The sequence below is a fragment of the Methyloprofundus sp. genome, from assembly GCF_965251085.1.
Taxonomy (GTDB): Bacteria; Pseudomonadota; Gammaproteobacteria; order Methylococcales; family Methylomonadaceae; genus Methyloprofundus.
Window position 1 is genome coordinate 3,160,662 of record NZ_OZ252594.1, and the last position, 15,826, is coordinate 3,176,487.

Consider the following 15,826-nt stretch of genomic DNA (forward strand, 5'->3'; position numbering starts at 1 on the left):
TCAGGGATGTTTATTCGTATTGATTACTGGTTTTTATTTCCAGAATTTCAGCCAGAAAAGAGGTAAACGCCAGCTGCACTGCGATGGCCACGGCAGTACCCGAAAGCATTAACACGCGCACCAGGCTGCCGTATTCTAATGCCCCAAGGTGGACCGAAAACCAGTTACTGACACAATAAATTAACCCAGCTAGACCACCCAGAAAGAAGACCGAAGCTACAATCAGCACCCGCTCCAGCGTTATCGCATCTACCAGATAGCGAACCTGGTTGGTAAACGGTAAAAAACCCCGCAAAGCAGCATACCGTCTAGCAACAATAGCAAAGGACACGCCTTGCATACCCACTAGCACACAAAAGCAGCCAACAATCATACTGTGAATATCTAGAGTAATATTCGGCGTGATATTTACTGCGCCCTGCGCTAATAAAACAGTAAGAGTAATACCTACTAAAAGAATAAATAAGGAAGGATAAAAAAATAGCCAGCGCGGGCTGAACATTAATAAAAACCTTAAATGTCGCCAGCCATCCTGCCAGGTATTTAGATGTGGTGGACGGCTACGCCCGTCTTTAGATAAGGTTGTTGGAACTTCCTTAATTGAACCACCTGCCAAGGCCATTCTGACAACTAGTTCACTGGCATATTCCATACCTGGGGTTGTTAGCCCTAATGAAAGCGCAGTATCGCGACGAAAGCCGCGTAATCCACAGTGAAAATCGCCAACTGGAATTTTAAAAAACAAACGCCCCAAAAAGCTCAACACCGGATTACCCAGATATTTATGTAGAAAAGGCATTGCGCCTTTAGCAATACCGCCTTTAAAGCGGTTCCCCATTACCAGGTCATAGCCCACACGTAATTGCTCGACATAAGGCATCAAATTACTAAAATCATAGCTATCATCGGAGTCACCCATGATGATAAACTCGCCTTTTGCTTCTTCTATACCTTTTTGTAAAGCCGCGCCATAACCCCTAATAGGGACATGAACGACTCTAGCACCCAGGGACTCTGCAATCTCTATCGAACCATAGTGCTACCATTATCAGCAATGACCACTTCACCAACAATATTATTCTGCTGAATAAAAGAGTGCGCCTTTTCTATACATACGGCAAGTGTTTCCGCCTCATTTAAGCAAGGCATTAAAATTGTCAGTTCCACATTAAATTCCTGAATATATTATTAAATTTACTGCAAAGAATTATACAAAGATTATTGCCTAGTTCACAGGCTAAGCGCATTTTTTCTACTTACTCCTGCCTGCAAGAGCAAAAAACAACACATCGCCACTAACCGTGATAAGCCTGAATAAAATGGCGATTAATACGCCGTTTCCGGCAAGTAAGATTTTATCTAGGGACACCACCAGAATAGTCTCACGAATACCTATGCCCGAAGGTGCACCCGGGGTAATAAAGCCAGCCAACCAGGCAACAGCAAAGCTGGCAATGATGGCAAAGACCTTATTAAAACCAGGATTACCATCAAATTGAAAAACCAAGGCGACGAGTACCGCTCCAGCAATAGCAAAAAATAATAGATATGCCAGATAAACCCGGAGCAAAACCCAATGTAAACGAGGGTTTGCTAACAAATCCTGACTAGCCGGGATATATTTAAGACAAGCCGCTCGGATTAAAGGCAAACAGAGTATGGCTAAGGCAATGCTTGCAACAATGTAATACAGCTGCTGTTGCGTTATATAATCTCCCCATAAACCAAATACAGCACCGCCAACCAAGGCAAAGGTACTTGAGGCGGAGACTAACCCCAGGATTTCAGTTAAGCTAGCGACAGCGAGAGGCTTATGCCTGACTCCCAGACGATTAAGCATCATGTGCCTACTAGCAATATGCATGACATTGCCGGGAATATACTTGGCAATCTGGCTACGGGCATAAATAGAACGTATGCTAGCTGCTGATAAAACGTGCGAACTCAGTGCACTGAGAATTTGATACCAGGATGAAGACAGTAAGAAACAAGCTCCCGCATATGCCAAGGCACCTGCCAATAAGCCTGCCAGTGATTCAGCTGTGAATTGATAAGCTACAACCTTATGCCAATTGTCAAATAATTGCAGTCCAATAAAACCCAGCGAGATAACTGCAACGATCGAGCCTAATGATGTGAGTAGTTTCTTTAACAAGCGTATCAGCTATTTTTAAAATGTCTGGATTTAAGCAATAGAATTGTCCACGGCAATGGCGATTTAACACTGACAATTTCAAACTGCTGCTCGACAAATGATATAAATGCTTTACGCGACCAGTGCTGGATATGCCCCGGGCTATTACCCAAGCTTTTTACGTGAGCACCACGAATAAAGTTAAGCAAACACCATAAGGGCTCTCGTGGCACACTGATAATTGCATAGGGCGCAGCTTTTTCTGCCAATCTGAGCAAGCCTGTTTCAGGCGTTTCCAGGTGCTCTAGCACTTCACAGCAAACCACTAAATCAGCGCTGTCTTTTGCGGCCAGATCGTAAATATTAAATTGCTGAAAATTAACCCGGGGAGAATCGATTGAGTCTTTGGCAATATCCACGATGGTTTGTGAAATATCCATCGCCTGTATGCTGGCGCTAGAATTGTTTAGCAATATATCGGTAACATGCCCTTCTCCACAACCGACTTCCAGAATGGTTTTGGGCTTAGCCATTTTGACCAGTTCGGCAATACTATTATCAAATTGACGTAACAGATATTGTGCCAGCGGGTTTTTAGTTTCATATTTATCAGAGCCAGTCCCAACCACCAGACCGTCTTCAATAAGCGGTGTTTTTGCCATCAGTGACAACCTCGCTTCTCTGCAATAGCACTATCGCTAGGCCCCCTATCATTATGCCGAGTAATCAGTTCTGCTAATACTCCGATAGAAACCATTTGTATAGAGAGAATAACCATTAATATTCCAACCGCAAATAGAGGGCGCGTACCAATAGCGCTTTCATCTACCAACCAATGTACGCCCAGATAACTGAGAATAAGAGTACCTACGATACCTGCCAACACGCCTAGTCCACCGAATAAATGGCCTGGCTTTTTTAGATAACGGGTAGTCGCCAATACCGTCAGTAAATCAACCATCCCCCGCGTATAACGTTCCCAGCCATATTTTGAAACACCAAATTCTCGCTTATTATGTTTAATACTGACTTCAGCACTAATAAACCCGAGTTCATGCGCTAATACCGGAATATAGCGATGTAATTCACCATAAATTTTGATACCCTCTAAAACTTCTTTTTTATACGCTTTGAAACCGCAATTAAAATCATGTAATGAAACACCCGTCATTACAGCCGTGATTTTATTAAATACTTTAGAGGGCAGAGTTTTCGATAAGGGGTCCTGACGGTTGCTTTTCCAGCCGGATACTACATCAAAACCTTCAGCCATCTTATCCAGAAATTTGGGAATTTCCGCCGGATCATCCTGCAAATCCGCATCCATGGTAAATATTATATCGCCACTCGATGCACTAAACCCCGTCGACAACGCAAACGCTTTGCCAAAATTACGTCGTAACTTTATGGCTTTTATCGTTTCGGGGTATTGTTCAGTCAAGCGAGACATCTGTTTCCAGGAATCGTCCGTACTGCCATCATCGATAAAAATGACTTCAAAACTCAGTCCTCCATCGACTTGCTTTACTGCATCGAATATACCTTCATATAAGTTAGCCAAGGTCTGCGCTTCATCCTTAACGGGAATAACAAAGCTTAAAAAACAGGTGCTGCTATTTGATGAAGTCATGTAAAGATTATATTTTTTGGAATTCAAGAGGATGGTGCAATACTTTAAAACTACCGTTTAATAGCAGCCAATACCCATGGTCGGTCAGCATATAAACTTTAACCATACTATCATGCTTATGCACTTTTCCGTAGCCTTGCCAACCAGTATAGTCTGTCTTAATTCTGGGTATGGCCTGAGCAACGTCAAGGCGTTCCTGTCCATAACTAGCGACACCTCTGACTATATTATCCTGATTAGTTAATACAATACAGCCCGGTTCGGAGCCGTTATTATAAGCCCAGCCTTTGGTTTCAATAATCTGGTCATTACGCCACCGCAGTTCATCAAAAGTACCCAGAAATTGCTGGTTATCCGTAGATTGAATCTTGATAATCTTGCTACCTATAGTAGGGCAGTGCTTAAATAAACCATTAAAAGGAATATGCCCAATAGCAGCTAGTTTACTCGTAATTGACTGCATTTCCTGATAAGAAAAAGGCGGCAGCCCAGTAGCATTTATTAATTCAATATCAATAGCCTGCGAATAAATAGAGGCCAATGAAAATGCCTTTTTTTCGGCACGCTGCAACAAAGGTTCAGCAACGCTTTGTCCTATCCTGTATGTATTAAAAATAAGCAGGCTACTGCTACAGAATAAAATAAACAGTGAAACCTGACGCAAGACCCCGCGTAATTGCAAACAGAAAAGTAACCCTATGATAATCCAGGACAACCAGAATAATGCCGGTAAACTTCCATATCGCGAAGCAAAGACCTGCTCCAATCCGAAGCCAGAACGTGCCAATGCAGCCATCGCTGCGTTACCACACACATAAAGCTGAATACTCAACCATGGTATGGCAGCAAGCCAGTAAGTTTTTTTATAAAAAATATAGACGAGCATAAGCAGTGAGCTTACTACTCCAACAACACCGCTAATCAAAGCGTAATTCAAATCCAGCGTAAATAAGGCACCGATAAAACTAAATATATACTGTACCAACACCAGCACAGACTGCTGAATAGCGGGATGATGATCCGGGGTACTATAAGTGAAAAAATAAAGACCTAAAATACCCAGGCTAAAGAGCAAAATCGAGAGTTGCTCCCTGCGGCTTAAACGATATAAAAATGCCCCAACAACTAGCGTGGGAAATAACGCCAGACTGGTACTATAAGTGGCGATAGCACATAGACTAAAACCAAAAATCAAGTACCCACTTACCCTACTGCGAGTTATTGCATAATGTTGCAGAGCTACAATAGTCGCAATCGAAAAAACATTCGCGCTGACCCAGGCCACACCACTCATGCCTAAAATCCAGTTATGTGCTTGCCTAGGACTGAAGGTAAATGCAGCAACTGCAAATAACAGCAGCGTAAATAACACCGGCCTTTGCTGATTTCTAATGGGTAATAATAGATAAAGCAATAATACTTGAAGCAAAGCCATACACCAGGTGAACAAGCTTAGACCTACGTTATTACCCCCCGTTATAATTAAATTTGCTGCATAAACTACTTTGGGAAATAGGGTGTAATGCTCATTACCGCGCTGCACCCAATCTAGAAAGTTTAGGGATAACCTGCCGCTTTGCTTATTAATAATTTGCGCAATCTCTCCCCAGTAATCATTATCAGGAAGCCCGCCCGCATTAATAGCATAATAGAAAATTAAAGACGCTGGAATAGCGACGACAATAAGTTGAAGGCTATAAAAAACTGTATTTCTTGACATCTTAATTGTAAATTTCAAAGCTTAAATCAGTCTTTAGTTTAGCGAATCAATACTGCTAAACCCATTTATGCATAACTCCTTTTTTTGCGTTATGAATGGCCTTCTTTAGTCCGAATATCGTGGCGGCCAGGCAAAAGAAAAATCCTCTCGATCCAGCGTTAAGTTGGGGTTATAAGCGGGGTCTTGTAACAAACCCTCTCCCCAACGTTGCCGCATATAATCGATTTCTTTATTAAAACGCGCCTGTTTTTCCGGGGTATCTTCATAACCCCGGCTAGCTGATTCGTAATGATACATTTCAGCATACGGAGTCCAGACATTAAAAAAGCCCTTTTCCTGGATGCGTAAACACAAATCTACATCATTGAATGCTATAGACAAATGCTGTTCATCAAAACCACCTACAGCATCAAATACCTCTTTTCTTACCAGTAAACAGGCAGCGGTGACTGCAGATAAATTCTGTGTCAGGAGTAGTCGCCCGCAATAACCAGGGTTATCTCGCGGCGAGTGCTTATGTGAATGCCCAGCGACACCTCCTAAGCCAACAATCACACCCGCATGTTGGATCGTATCGTCGGGGTAATATAGTTTAGCCCCTACAGCCCCAACCTCGGGATGCACTACATGACTGACCATTTCATCCAGCCAGTCAGCATTGATCACTTCCAGGTCGTTATTCAATAATGCAATAACTTCGCCTTTGGCCTGTGCAACCGCTTTATTATTTAAAGCCGCATAATTAAAGGGGCTATCATCGCGAATAATGCTTACTCGAGCGTCCTCTTGTAGGCGCTGTAAATATCTTAAAGCCACTAAATCATCACTACCATTATCAATAATGATGAGCTCATAATTCGTATAAGTCGTCTTAGCAAAAATACTCTCAACACAACGATGCAATAAATGAAAGCCGTTACGGGAGGGTATCACAATACTGACTAGTGGCAAGACCTTAGGTAATACATAACGTACTCGTAAAGCGCCTGGCAAATGCTTATGTGCAGACACTTCGGCGGGGCGCTGTTGATGCTCCAAGGCGCTTACTACAGCCTGTTCGATTTTTGCCTCGGCATAAGGTTTTTCCTGTACACCTTTCGCAGTGCTACCCGCAACAGCGCGCCAATGATACAACACACGTGGAATGTGTATAATCTGTTCTGGCTTTAACTCTGCCACATAACGCAGTGCCAGATCATAATCCTGAGCGCCATCAAAAGCGGAATCAAATCCCCCTAAAGTCCTGACTTGCTCAGTTTTATAAACGCCTAAATGGCAAATAAAGTTATGCGACAATAATAATTCCGGGTTCCAGTCCGGCTTAAAATACGGCGCATATCGCTTGCCCTGCAAATCCATTTTATCTTCATCAGAATAGATCAACTGTGTATCAGGATTCTTTAAAATGGCTTTTGCTACCCAATATAGGGCATCGGGGGTTAATAAATCATCATGATCCATTAAGGCCACATACTCGGCATCAACTAAAGACAAGGCACTATTTGATGCCGCAGAAATATGCCCGTTTTGCTCGCGGAAAATCACTTTGACCCGTGGGTCTTTCTGCATATAAGATTGCAACACTTCACGCACATAATCTGCTGTTGAGGCATCATCAGCAATACATAATTCAAAGTTTTCATAGGCCTGCTGCAAAACAGACTCAATGGCATTCACCAGACATGCTTTATCTGGATTATAAACCGGCATTAACACAGCGACTTTAGGCGGCTCGGGCCAAGCCTTGGACTCTTCCCGATAGGTAGATAATAACTGCATATTCACATCGCCATGCGCTATAAGCCAGGCATCATAATCAAAAAAGTCCAGCAAACCTTGCTTATCAATCTTGTCTTCCTTACTTAACAATCCGCTTAGTCTTTTCGGGGCATTTTTCATCCCTCGTACTACGCGATAACTAATTTTATTATGTACACGCTGTAAAACTTCTTCCAGACGCTGAGTATCATCAGCTAAGCCTGACTCTTTATCGCGTAATTGAAACACTTCAGCAGATAAACGAGTATTTTTCTCCTGCTCTAGTGCTAGCTGTGCCGCCGTATCAAATAAAGCATCATCCAAAACCAGTGTGGTTTCTTGCAAGGCTTTTATCGCCTGCTGGTGATTTTGGTTATGTTCAGTTTCAACATTTAGCTGTTGCTCTAAAGCAACTATCTTTTCTTGTTTTTCACCATAAAACACCCCGGAGCTTACTAATGGTTTGGGCGCTAAAGGCTGAGGCAGATGCTGCACCAGTTCTTTCTGGGCAGGACGCGCCTCAATAATAAACTGATATGCGACAGCATCTGGCGCATGTAATAATTCACGTGCAGTATTTGATGATTGCAACCCTGCATTTGCCAGGTGTTGATCAATCGCTTCATCCGCTAAATCCTGTATGCTATAGCTAATATCGCAACCGACATAACCTGCTTGCATAAGCATAGCGATCAAGCCATCACGGGTATAAAAGTGTAGATGCGTATCATCCAGTAAGCCAAGTGACTCATAATCAAAATGTCCCTGCAATAGCTCCAGGCGTATAGAGGCATGCGCCACATTGGGTACCGATGCCAACAGGCGGCTATCCTGATGTAAATAAGGCTTTAAGCTTGCCAGCATAGCCGCTGGATTTTTTAAATGCTCCAGAACATCAGCACACAGGACTACGTCAAACTGCTGTCCTGCTATTTCTGCCAGCCAGGCGTTGCTATCCAGATCAGCAACAATCGTTTGCTGACAATAGGGAGCTGCCTGTAGCAAAACACTCTGATTAATGTCCACACCAACCACTACACAAGCCATATCCTGCATTAAAAACTTAGACAAATAACCACTAGAACAGCCTAATTCCAGAATGCGCTGCTTAGGCTTGATTCGAGTAGCCAGGCCCATATGCGAATCATTTTTTTCGGCAGTATCCAGGGTAAATTCGTATTTGTTGTTACTCATAAATAGTTTTTAAAGGTTTGGCAATCTGGATGTATCCGGTTGTAGAGCGGACTTTTGTCCACTCAACCAGCACTTTTTCGCTACTACTATCGCTCCCATTAGCGGACTAAAGTCCGCTCTACCGTCGCTACTTTGCTTCTTGTTGCTGTTTTAATTTCTGTACATTTTCCAGGTTGGCTTTATATACCGCAACCACTTTATCTACCCCAGTGGAGTTTAAACCACCATCGTTTCCTGCCGCAGTATAAGTTGCATAAATACCCGATGCTGACATAAGTGCTGCATTCACCATTTGCAGACTTTTACCTTCATCCTTCATTTCGTTCGCTAATGCAATAAACCGCTCGGATAATAAATTATAATCACGCATTGTTGGCTCAGCCATATTTCACACCTTAATCTATAAACAAATAATTAATCAATTTTCTAAACAGAAAACTCACGCTAGACTTGCACTAAAAACTTACTGCCTCATTAATGGCAATGCCTGCCACAACCACCATTGCTCAGGATAAGCAAGAATCTGTTGCTCTAATAAACCTACCAGTTGCAGCATAATTTCCTGCTCACTTAGGTCTTCTGTCTCTATAGGTGGATAAAATTTTGCTTTTAATCCTGATCGTGACTCGAAAACATAAAAGGGGACTATTAGCGCCCCGGCTCTTTTTGCTATTTTTGCTGGCCCTAAAGGAAAACGAGCCTCCTTTCCAAGAAAAGGCAAACTCACACAGCCATTTTTATCTCCAGCATAAGGAACATCGATAAACAAACCCATCACATGCTCATTCAATGCACGATAAATAGGTCGAGCCGAATCACCTTCAACCAGAAAAGGCCCGTCAAAACATTGTTGTAACCAGGCCAGTTTTTTTAAGCGATACTGATATTCTTCTTCAGGTAGACCATGCTCATTAGTCTCTCCACCATCACGGGTGACAGTACCCACTGACACGCCCTGCGACTGCATACCCACACCTGCCATCCAGAAACGCCCAAAATGCCCACTGCTGATGACCACTCGTCGCCTCGCTTTCCGAGCATCTGTTACATGATGAAAGTCATCTAACTGAATAAATTTATCGACTTGCTGCGCTGTTTTACAGGTGCGAAAAAAAAAACTATCCAACGCTTCGCGTTCAACCATGGAAAAAAAATATTCTGCACTCGCCACCAGTTCTGCTTTACTTTTTTCAGTAAAGACTGTTTGCATTTGCTCAATAATAGTCTTTTTCTCCAGAGCATGCTCAGCCAGAGAAAAGCGCCCGGTTAAGCTAGCCAGGCGATAAGCTATTTTTTGCGGAAACCGTGCCAGAAAAGGCAATAAAAAACGATATTTAAAAGCCAAGTTCATGCCGGCGCACTCCATTGATGCTGTAGGTAGGTGAGCCCCACTTCCGTCCCCGACTGCCTTACCTTAAAATCACAGCAACTTAGCATGGAGTCATAGACATGCGCACTGGTCGTATCAATTAGCCAGATTTCCAGACTATAGTGCCCAGATAATAAATTTAAATCAGGAATTTCATAAACGACGCCCAATTCGTTTTGCTCATCACCACTAAATAAGGCCACCCCATCCAGTACCGTACTGACACCAAAACATTGCACACCATCATTACGCTTAATGATGATACCTATATGCACATCTTCGATTGCCAGACTATTTTGTTTTTGGGCCATAACTTTAACCTGGAAAGTATCACCTGTCTGGTATACAACACAATCATCTTCTACCCGTTTCGGGCGCAATAAAGTCGCACTCGTTAAATAGGCAGTTAACTGGCTTTTATCTGCTTTTTCTTTGTCTACAGATTTCACGGGACTCGCTACAGACAAGCGATTTTGCATGCGCACATGATCATTATACTGATCAATGACCTCACCACTCTCCCCTTGCGCCTGAATCACACCCTTATCTAGCCAGATCGCGCGCTTGCATAACTCTTTTACATGATAAAGACTATGCGAACAAAACACTAAAGCCTTACCCTGTGTTTTAAATTCCATCATACGATCCATACTTTTTTTCTGAAAATGTTGATCACCCACCGACAAGGCCTCATCAACTATCAGAATATCAGGGTCGACCGAAGTGACTACTGAAAAAGCCAGGCGCACAAACATGCCTGAAGAGTAAGTTTTCACAGGTTGATTGATAAAGTCAGCTAACTCGGAAAAATCAATAATATCATCCACCTTAGCGGCAATTTGTTCAGCACTCAAGCCCAGCATCGCACAGCCCAGATGAATATTTCCCAGCCCGCTAAAGTCCGGATGAAAACCTGAGCCTAATTCCAGAATTGCTGATACACGCCCGTTAACTGTCAATTCACCCTGCGTAGGTTGCATAGTGCCTGCTAACAATTTTAAGAGGCTACTTTTGCCGGCACCATTATCACCGACCACACCCAATACTTCGCCAGGCTCACAGCGAAAACTTACCCCTTTAAGCGCCCAGAACTGCTCATGATATTGGCGTCTGAAAATCAGTTCTTTTAAACTATCAATGGGTTTTTCATAGCGTCGGTACGCCTTGGCCAGATCAGTTGCGATTAAAGCACTCATACAAAATCCTTGGCGCGAGCGATGGATTTTTGAAAAAAATATACGCCGATAAATAACAACACAACAGCAAAACCTGCAACGTAAACCAGGCCGATATCAGGCAGCTCTCCTCTAAGTATGACCGCACGATAGGCATCCAGCAAATGATACAGAGGATTTAAATTATTCATCGGGAGAAACTGAGCAGGAATCATACTAACTGGATACAGAATAGGCGTTAAGAACATCAGCATGGTCAACAACAACCCCAGCGCCTGACGCAAATCTTGAATAAACACCGATAAGGTGGCTACCATATAACCTATTGCAAGACTTAAACAAAGCCGTATCAAAACCAGTACAGGTAACAATAATAAATACCAGGACACTTGCTCTAGCAATAAAAATGTCGCTATCACTATAATCACTAAAGCAATTAGCTCCGTAACCACAGTGCTCAACATAGGCACCAGAGGTATTAACACTGCAGGTAAGGTCGATTTATGTAATAGAGAACTGCCCGCAAACAAAGAATTACTCGCTGCCAGTATTGCCTCCTGAAACGCAAAAAAGGGCATCATCGCAGCCATAAGATACAAGGCAAAATGATAAGAATTTTCCATACCCGGAATTCTTACCTTCATAATCACCGAAAACACAAATGAGTAGACAACAACCATCATCAAGGGTTGTAAAAACAGCCAGAAAATTCCTAATATAGTCCCTTTATAACGGCTAGAAAGCTCCCGCGAGATCAGCAGTCGCAGCGCATGTGTGTGTGAAAAAATATGGGGTACTTTGGTCAAGAAAGCGTCCTAAACTGATTTGATAAACAATGTTCTGCCTTCTACTACTATCAGTAGTTAAGAGGTCACATACTTTAGCATAAAAAACAGTAAAACAAGCTGCATTCTCCATCGCATTACCCTAGAAAAATCAGTTGAGCGCGAATTTATAGTGCAAGATATTGAATTTATATAACACTTTCAAAAAATCTTAGCTTCACCCATAGGTTAAGCAGACATTTTTTGCAAGTGCGGTGGAATCAAGAGCTTGTGCTAGAAAACGTGAGCAACTGATTTTTCTAGGGTTATCTACTACAGTAGAATTATTCTGTATTGAACTGTTTGACGAAGGCAAAATTATATAATCGACTGTAGATGTCATAATACTTATTTTCTGGCTAAGCCCGAGGAATACCTTAGAAAAGGAGCCTCAATTAAATAGTATGAAATTGCAGCAACGAAAATGGAACTCGCTAAAAAAGTGGGCAAATACAAATACCAGACTAAATTATATTGGTCTATATAATTCAACAAAGGCAGGTGATATAAGTACAAGCTATAGCTAATCAGCGAAATAAAGGCTATCAGCCGATAGGAATTTTTACTTAACTTAACATGTAAACTGACAAACACGACAAACGACAGAACCAGGATGGCAACATAAGCCAAGATTATTCGAATCTCAGACATCTTGATTCGCTATCCTGAAAGAAATCCATTAAAACTTAAACTAGGCAATATAATTAAAGGGTTAGGGAATTATTGTCAAATGATTGATATTTTCAGCTAAAGAAATGAAAACGGTACTCATTTAGGTTAAACTAAGCCCTCATATCATACGAGGTATTCAATTAATGCAGCAACTCATGCTCCCAATAATTCCTCAGGGTACGACTATTATAAATGGTCAGGTCAGTGTTGATAACCGAAATGATGAGTGGTTTTATTTCCTCGGCGGTATCCCGATCTATTCTCACCAGGCTGACAATAAGAGATTATTTAGACTTCACACCTCTCAACTCATCAATACCGGCTCCTGTCGTTCAATCGATATTATTACAACCTTTGGTGTCTCTAAAAGTAGTGTTATGCGCTCATTAAGGCAACTACGAGAAAAAGGGGCTGATTCGTTTTTTGAACCTCGCCCGACTCGCAAGGGAGGACCACTCTTTACGCTTGAGGTTTTGCAGCAAGCTCAGGAATATCTGGATCAAGGTATGACGCCTAACGAAGCCGCTAAAGAATTAGGCATCCGGGCAGATACCTTTCGCAAGGCGATCAGTGATGGACGTTTAAAAAAAAGTCTGCCGTATCAATAGACCCCAATGATGGCAGTACCAAATCAGCCCGTGATATTATTGATGCCAGTGCAGCCGAGTCACTCGGTACGGCCTGCACTCGAGTAGAAGAGCGAATCCAGGCGGCTTTGGGTGAGCAGGAAAAGGGAGCCTCAATCGAATTCGAATCCTGTTTAGATGTTCCTAAAGGCGGTGTGTTATGTGCATTGCCCGCGTTACTTAGCAATGGCTTATTAAATGACATTGAGCACCACCTTGGCAAACTGACAGGTTATTATCAAACCTTTCATATCCTATTGCTACTCGCCTTTATGGGACTATGTCGCATCAAAAATGCCGAACAACTTCGCGAGCATGCACCGGGTGAATTCGGCAAACTACTTGGCCTGGATCGGGTTCCCGAAGTGCGCTGTTTAAGAACCAAAGTAAAAGGACTGTCTGATCCAGAATCAGTTGAAAGCTGGGCGGCCGACCTCAGTCGACAATGGATGGAAAATGAACCAGAGGCAGCAGGAACACTCTACATAGATGGTCATGTCCGTGTCTATCATGGACACTTGACTAAACTTCCCAAACGGCATGTTTCACGCGAAAAACTCTGCTTACGGGGTATCACCGACTACTGGGTTAATGATGGTACGGGGCGTCCCTTCTTTGTCGTTGAAAAAACGGTGGATCCGGGCTTACTAAAAACGCTGGAAGAAGATATCGTCCCCCGATTACTCAAAGACATTCCGAATCAACCGAGTGCACAAGCATTACAGCAAAACAAACAAGCCTGTCGTTTTATCCTGGTGTTTGATAGAGAAGGCTATAGCCCCGCATTCTTTAGAAAGATGTGGGACAAGCATCGTGTCGCTTGCATGACCTATCATAAATTTCCCACCGAAAATTGGCCACTGGACAATTTTTCCAGTCAGGAGATCACACTACCGAGTGGTGAAAAAGTCATCATGAAACTCGCCGAACGAGGCAGTCTGGTTGGAACCAAAAAACAGGCGATGTGGATGAGAGAAGTGCGCAAGTTGACTGATTCTGGTCACCAAACCAGTATTATTACCACAGCCTATGAACTAGAATTGACGGCTGTTTCTGGGCGAATGTTTAGCCGGTGGTGCCAAGAGAACTTTTTTAGATATATGAAGCACCACTATGGGCTAGATATGCTACAGGAGTATGGAATAGAGCCACTATCCGATACCCAAAAGGTGGTCAACCCTGATAGGCGCCAACAGGAAGGACAGCGTAATTCGATACAATCCAAACTCAATTACCGTCTATCTCGATTTGCAGCGATGGAACTTCATCCGGTGATTAAAAAAGATGAAACGGAAGATGTGAAATACAAGAAATGGGAAAGAAAACGAGCAGAATTACTCGAAGAAATAGAGCATTATGAAAATGAACTAAAAACCATCAAGGAAAAACTAAGCCAAACGCCCAAACACATTACCTGGCAAGAGTTGAGAGACGAAGATAAGTTCGAACAGCTTCTGCCAGGGAAAAAGCGGCTGATAGATACTGTCAACATGATCGCTTATCGGGCAGAAACAGCAATGGCCGCTCTGCTAACCTCACCGACAATCGACTTTCCGATGGCAAGGCAACTATTACAAACGCTGTTTGTGACAGAAGCAGATATATTACCCGATGAAGTAAAAAAACAACTTCGGATACGTGTGCATAGTACTTCCCGACCTGCAAGTAATAAAGCAATAGAAAAGTTATTTGAACAACTCAATCAAACGGAACTCAATTATCCAGGAACCGATCTGCGCTTAATTTATGAGCTGACTTCATCCGCAAAAAATTAGGAAATGGTCTCAAATTAGTTTCGTCTGAATCAAGATGTCTGAATCTGGGTAGCTTGTTCGTTGTAATGATTAATTCCCGTAATTAGATCACTCTCGATATAGCCTATTACAAATAATACCAGCATTAAAAAACACATTAGCAATCGATGTGGTTTTATTTGTATATTTCTGAATTGAAATAAAAAAACGCCTAATAAAAAATTATATACATGAATATATAGTTGATCATTGCCAATCCAGACCAGACTTGCCAGGCTGTATTTATGATTCAGATACTCATTGAAAAAATAAAAGCGCAAAATAACGCTTATTATAATAAACAAAGCTAATACAATAACTTGTTGCTTAATGCTGACCTTGATAAATAGCATAATCAATAATGGCGCAACGATATACCATTGAAACTCTACTGCCAATGTCCAGTAGACTACATTAATACTTCTGTTAAACCCTTCAACCAGGTTATGTACATTAAAAAAATGTAGCAAAAAATCATAAGCCGAAGCGTTAAAGTACAGAGAAAATATAAGCAAAGAAACCAGGTATGCAGGAAAAATTCTCAGCATGCGCTTAAGCATGAATATTTTGCTCGCTAACGCAAACTGACTTTGCCTGTTTTTTAATATTGAAACAAAAGAAGCTGTCAGTAAAAAGCCACTAATAATAAAGAACAAAGGGATACCGTAATAGCCAAAAGCAAAGCATGTTTTTTTTACGGCTATCGGCAGGTCCTGCGCGGCATCCGAGAAATGCCCTACAAGCACCATGCTAACCGCCAAAGCTCGAAATATTTCAAAAGCAGGCTGCTTGGTTTTTGCTTTAATTATCATCCGTCTCTCTAGCTAAACTTTCAGTATTATTAAAGGTGGTCATTGCGTTTACCAAGGGTTGCTTTTTATCAATAGTTTACAAATTAAACCAGGCAGTTTCATTACATAGCACTCTAAGC

General features: G+C 42.2%; 14 protein-coding genes. 2 read left to right on the forward strand and 12 right to left on the reverse strand.

Translation table 11 applies throughout. From position 1 onward, the window contains the following. Positions 1 to 10: 10 nt before the first annotated feature. From ACQY3F_RS14660 to ACQY3F_RS14710, 11 genes are all read right to left on the reverse strand, one after another. Complete coding sequence (locus ACQY3F_RS14660) at positions 11 to 1,027, reverse strand: glycosyltransferase family 2 protein (protein WP_428357697.1); 1,017 nt, start codon at positions 1,025 to 1,027, stop codon at positions 11 to 13. After that, on the reverse strand, positions 1,024 to 1,167 hold the full coding sequence (locus ACQY3F_RS14665; protein WP_428355655.1) for a hypothetical protein: 144 nt from the start codon (positions 1,165 to 1,167) through the stop codon (positions 1,024 to 1,026). The genes ACQY3F_RS14660 and ACQY3F_RS14665 overlap by 4 nt, the downstream gene beginning before the upstream one ends. Before the next feature lie 85 nt (positions 1,168 to 1,252). Next, positions 1,253 to 2,155 carry a hypothetical protein gene (locus ACQY3F_RS14670; RefSeq protein ID WP_428355657.1) on the reverse strand — a complete coding sequence of 301 codons (903 nt, stop codon included), beginning with the start codon at positions 2,153 to 2,155 and terminating at the stop codon, positions 1,253 to 1,255. Positions 2,156 to 2,160: 5 nt separating this feature from the next. Next, complete coding sequence (locus tag ACQY3F_RS14675) at positions 2,161 to 2,796, reverse strand: class I SAM-dependent methyltransferase (RefSeq protein ID WP_428355659.1); 636 nt, start codon at positions 2,794 to 2,796, stop codon at positions 2,161 to 2,163. Further along, positions 2,796 to 3,764 carry a glycosyltransferase family 2 protein gene (locus ACQY3F_RS14680; protein ID WP_428355661.1) on the reverse strand — a complete coding sequence of 323 codons (969 nt, stop codon included), beginning with the start codon at positions 3,762 to 3,764 and terminating at the stop codon, positions 2,796 to 2,798. Before ACQY3F_RS14680 ends, ACQY3F_RS14675 begins: the two co-directional genes overlap by 1 nt. Before the next feature lie 7 nt (positions 3,765 to 3,771). Continuing rightward, positions 3,772 to 5,502: a hypothetical protein gene (locus tag ACQY3F_RS14685; RefSeq protein ID WP_428355663.1), complete on the reverse strand. Its 1,731-nt coding sequence runs from the start codon at positions 5,500 to 5,502 to the stop codon at positions 3,772 to 3,774. Positions 5,503 to 5,589: 87 nt separating this feature from the next. Further along, on the reverse strand, positions 5,590 to 8,436 hold the full coding sequence (locus tag ACQY3F_RS14690) for a glycosyltransferase (protein WP_428355665.1): 2,847 nt from the start codon (positions 8,434 to 8,436) through the stop codon (positions 5,590 to 5,592). A 127-nt stretch (positions 8,437 to 8,563) separates the two neighbouring features. Then, positions 8,564 to 8,821, reverse strand: coding sequence for a hypothetical protein (locus tag ACQY3F_RS14695; protein ID WP_428355666.1), 258 nt, complete (start codon positions 8,819 to 8,821; stop codon positions 8,564 to 8,566). 78 nt (positions 8,822 to 8,899) lie between these two features. Continuing rightward, positions 8,900 to 9,787, reverse strand: a complete 888-nt coding sequence (locus tag ACQY3F_RS14700) for a lysophospholipid acyltransferase family protein (RefSeq protein WP_428355668.1) — start codon at positions 9,785 to 9,787, stop codon at positions 8,900 to 8,902. Continuing rightward, complete coding sequence (locus tag ACQY3F_RS14705) at positions 9,784 to 11,001, reverse strand: ABC transporter ATP-binding protein (RefSeq protein WP_428355670.1); 1,218 nt, start codon at positions 10,999 to 11,001, stop codon at positions 9,784 to 9,786. The genes ACQY3F_RS14700 and ACQY3F_RS14705 overlap by 4 nt, the downstream gene beginning before the upstream one ends. Then, the gene (locus ACQY3F_RS14710) at positions 10,998 to 11,786 is read right to left on the reverse strand and encodes an ABC transporter permease (protein WP_428355671.1); all 789 of its coding nucleotides are present in this window, start codon (positions 11,784 to 11,786) and stop codon (positions 10,998 to 11,000) included. Before ACQY3F_RS14710 ends, ACQY3F_RS14705 begins: the two co-directional genes overlap by 4 nt. Positions 11,787 to 12,619: 833 nt before the next feature. Between ACQY3F_RS14710 and ACQY3F_RS14715 the strand changes: the two genes are divergently transcribed. Together ACQY3F_RS14715 and ACQY3F_RS14720 are read left to right on the forward strand one after the other, a co-directional pair. Next, positions 12,620 to 13,084, forward strand: a complete 465-nt coding sequence (locus tag ACQY3F_RS14715) for a hypothetical protein (RefSeq protein ID WP_428353676.1) — start codon at positions 12,620 to 12,622, stop codon at positions 13,082 to 13,084. Positions 13,085 to 13,122: 38 nt separating this feature from the next. Beyond that, complete coding sequence (locus ACQY3F_RS14720) at positions 13,123 to 14,877, forward strand: putative transposase (RefSeq protein ID WP_428357615.1); 1,755 nt, start codon at positions 13,123 to 13,125, stop codon at positions 14,875 to 14,877. 29 nt (positions 14,878 to 14,906) lie between these two features. On the opposite strand, the gene ACQY3F_RS14725 is transcribed toward ACQY3F_RS14720, so the two are convergent. Beyond that, a complete protein-coding gene (locus tag ACQY3F_RS14725; protein ID WP_428355672.1) occupies positions 14,907 to 15,707 on the reverse strand; it encodes an acyltransferase family protein in 801 nt (266 codons plus the stop codon). Positions 15,708 to 15,826 lie beyond the last annotated feature (119 nt).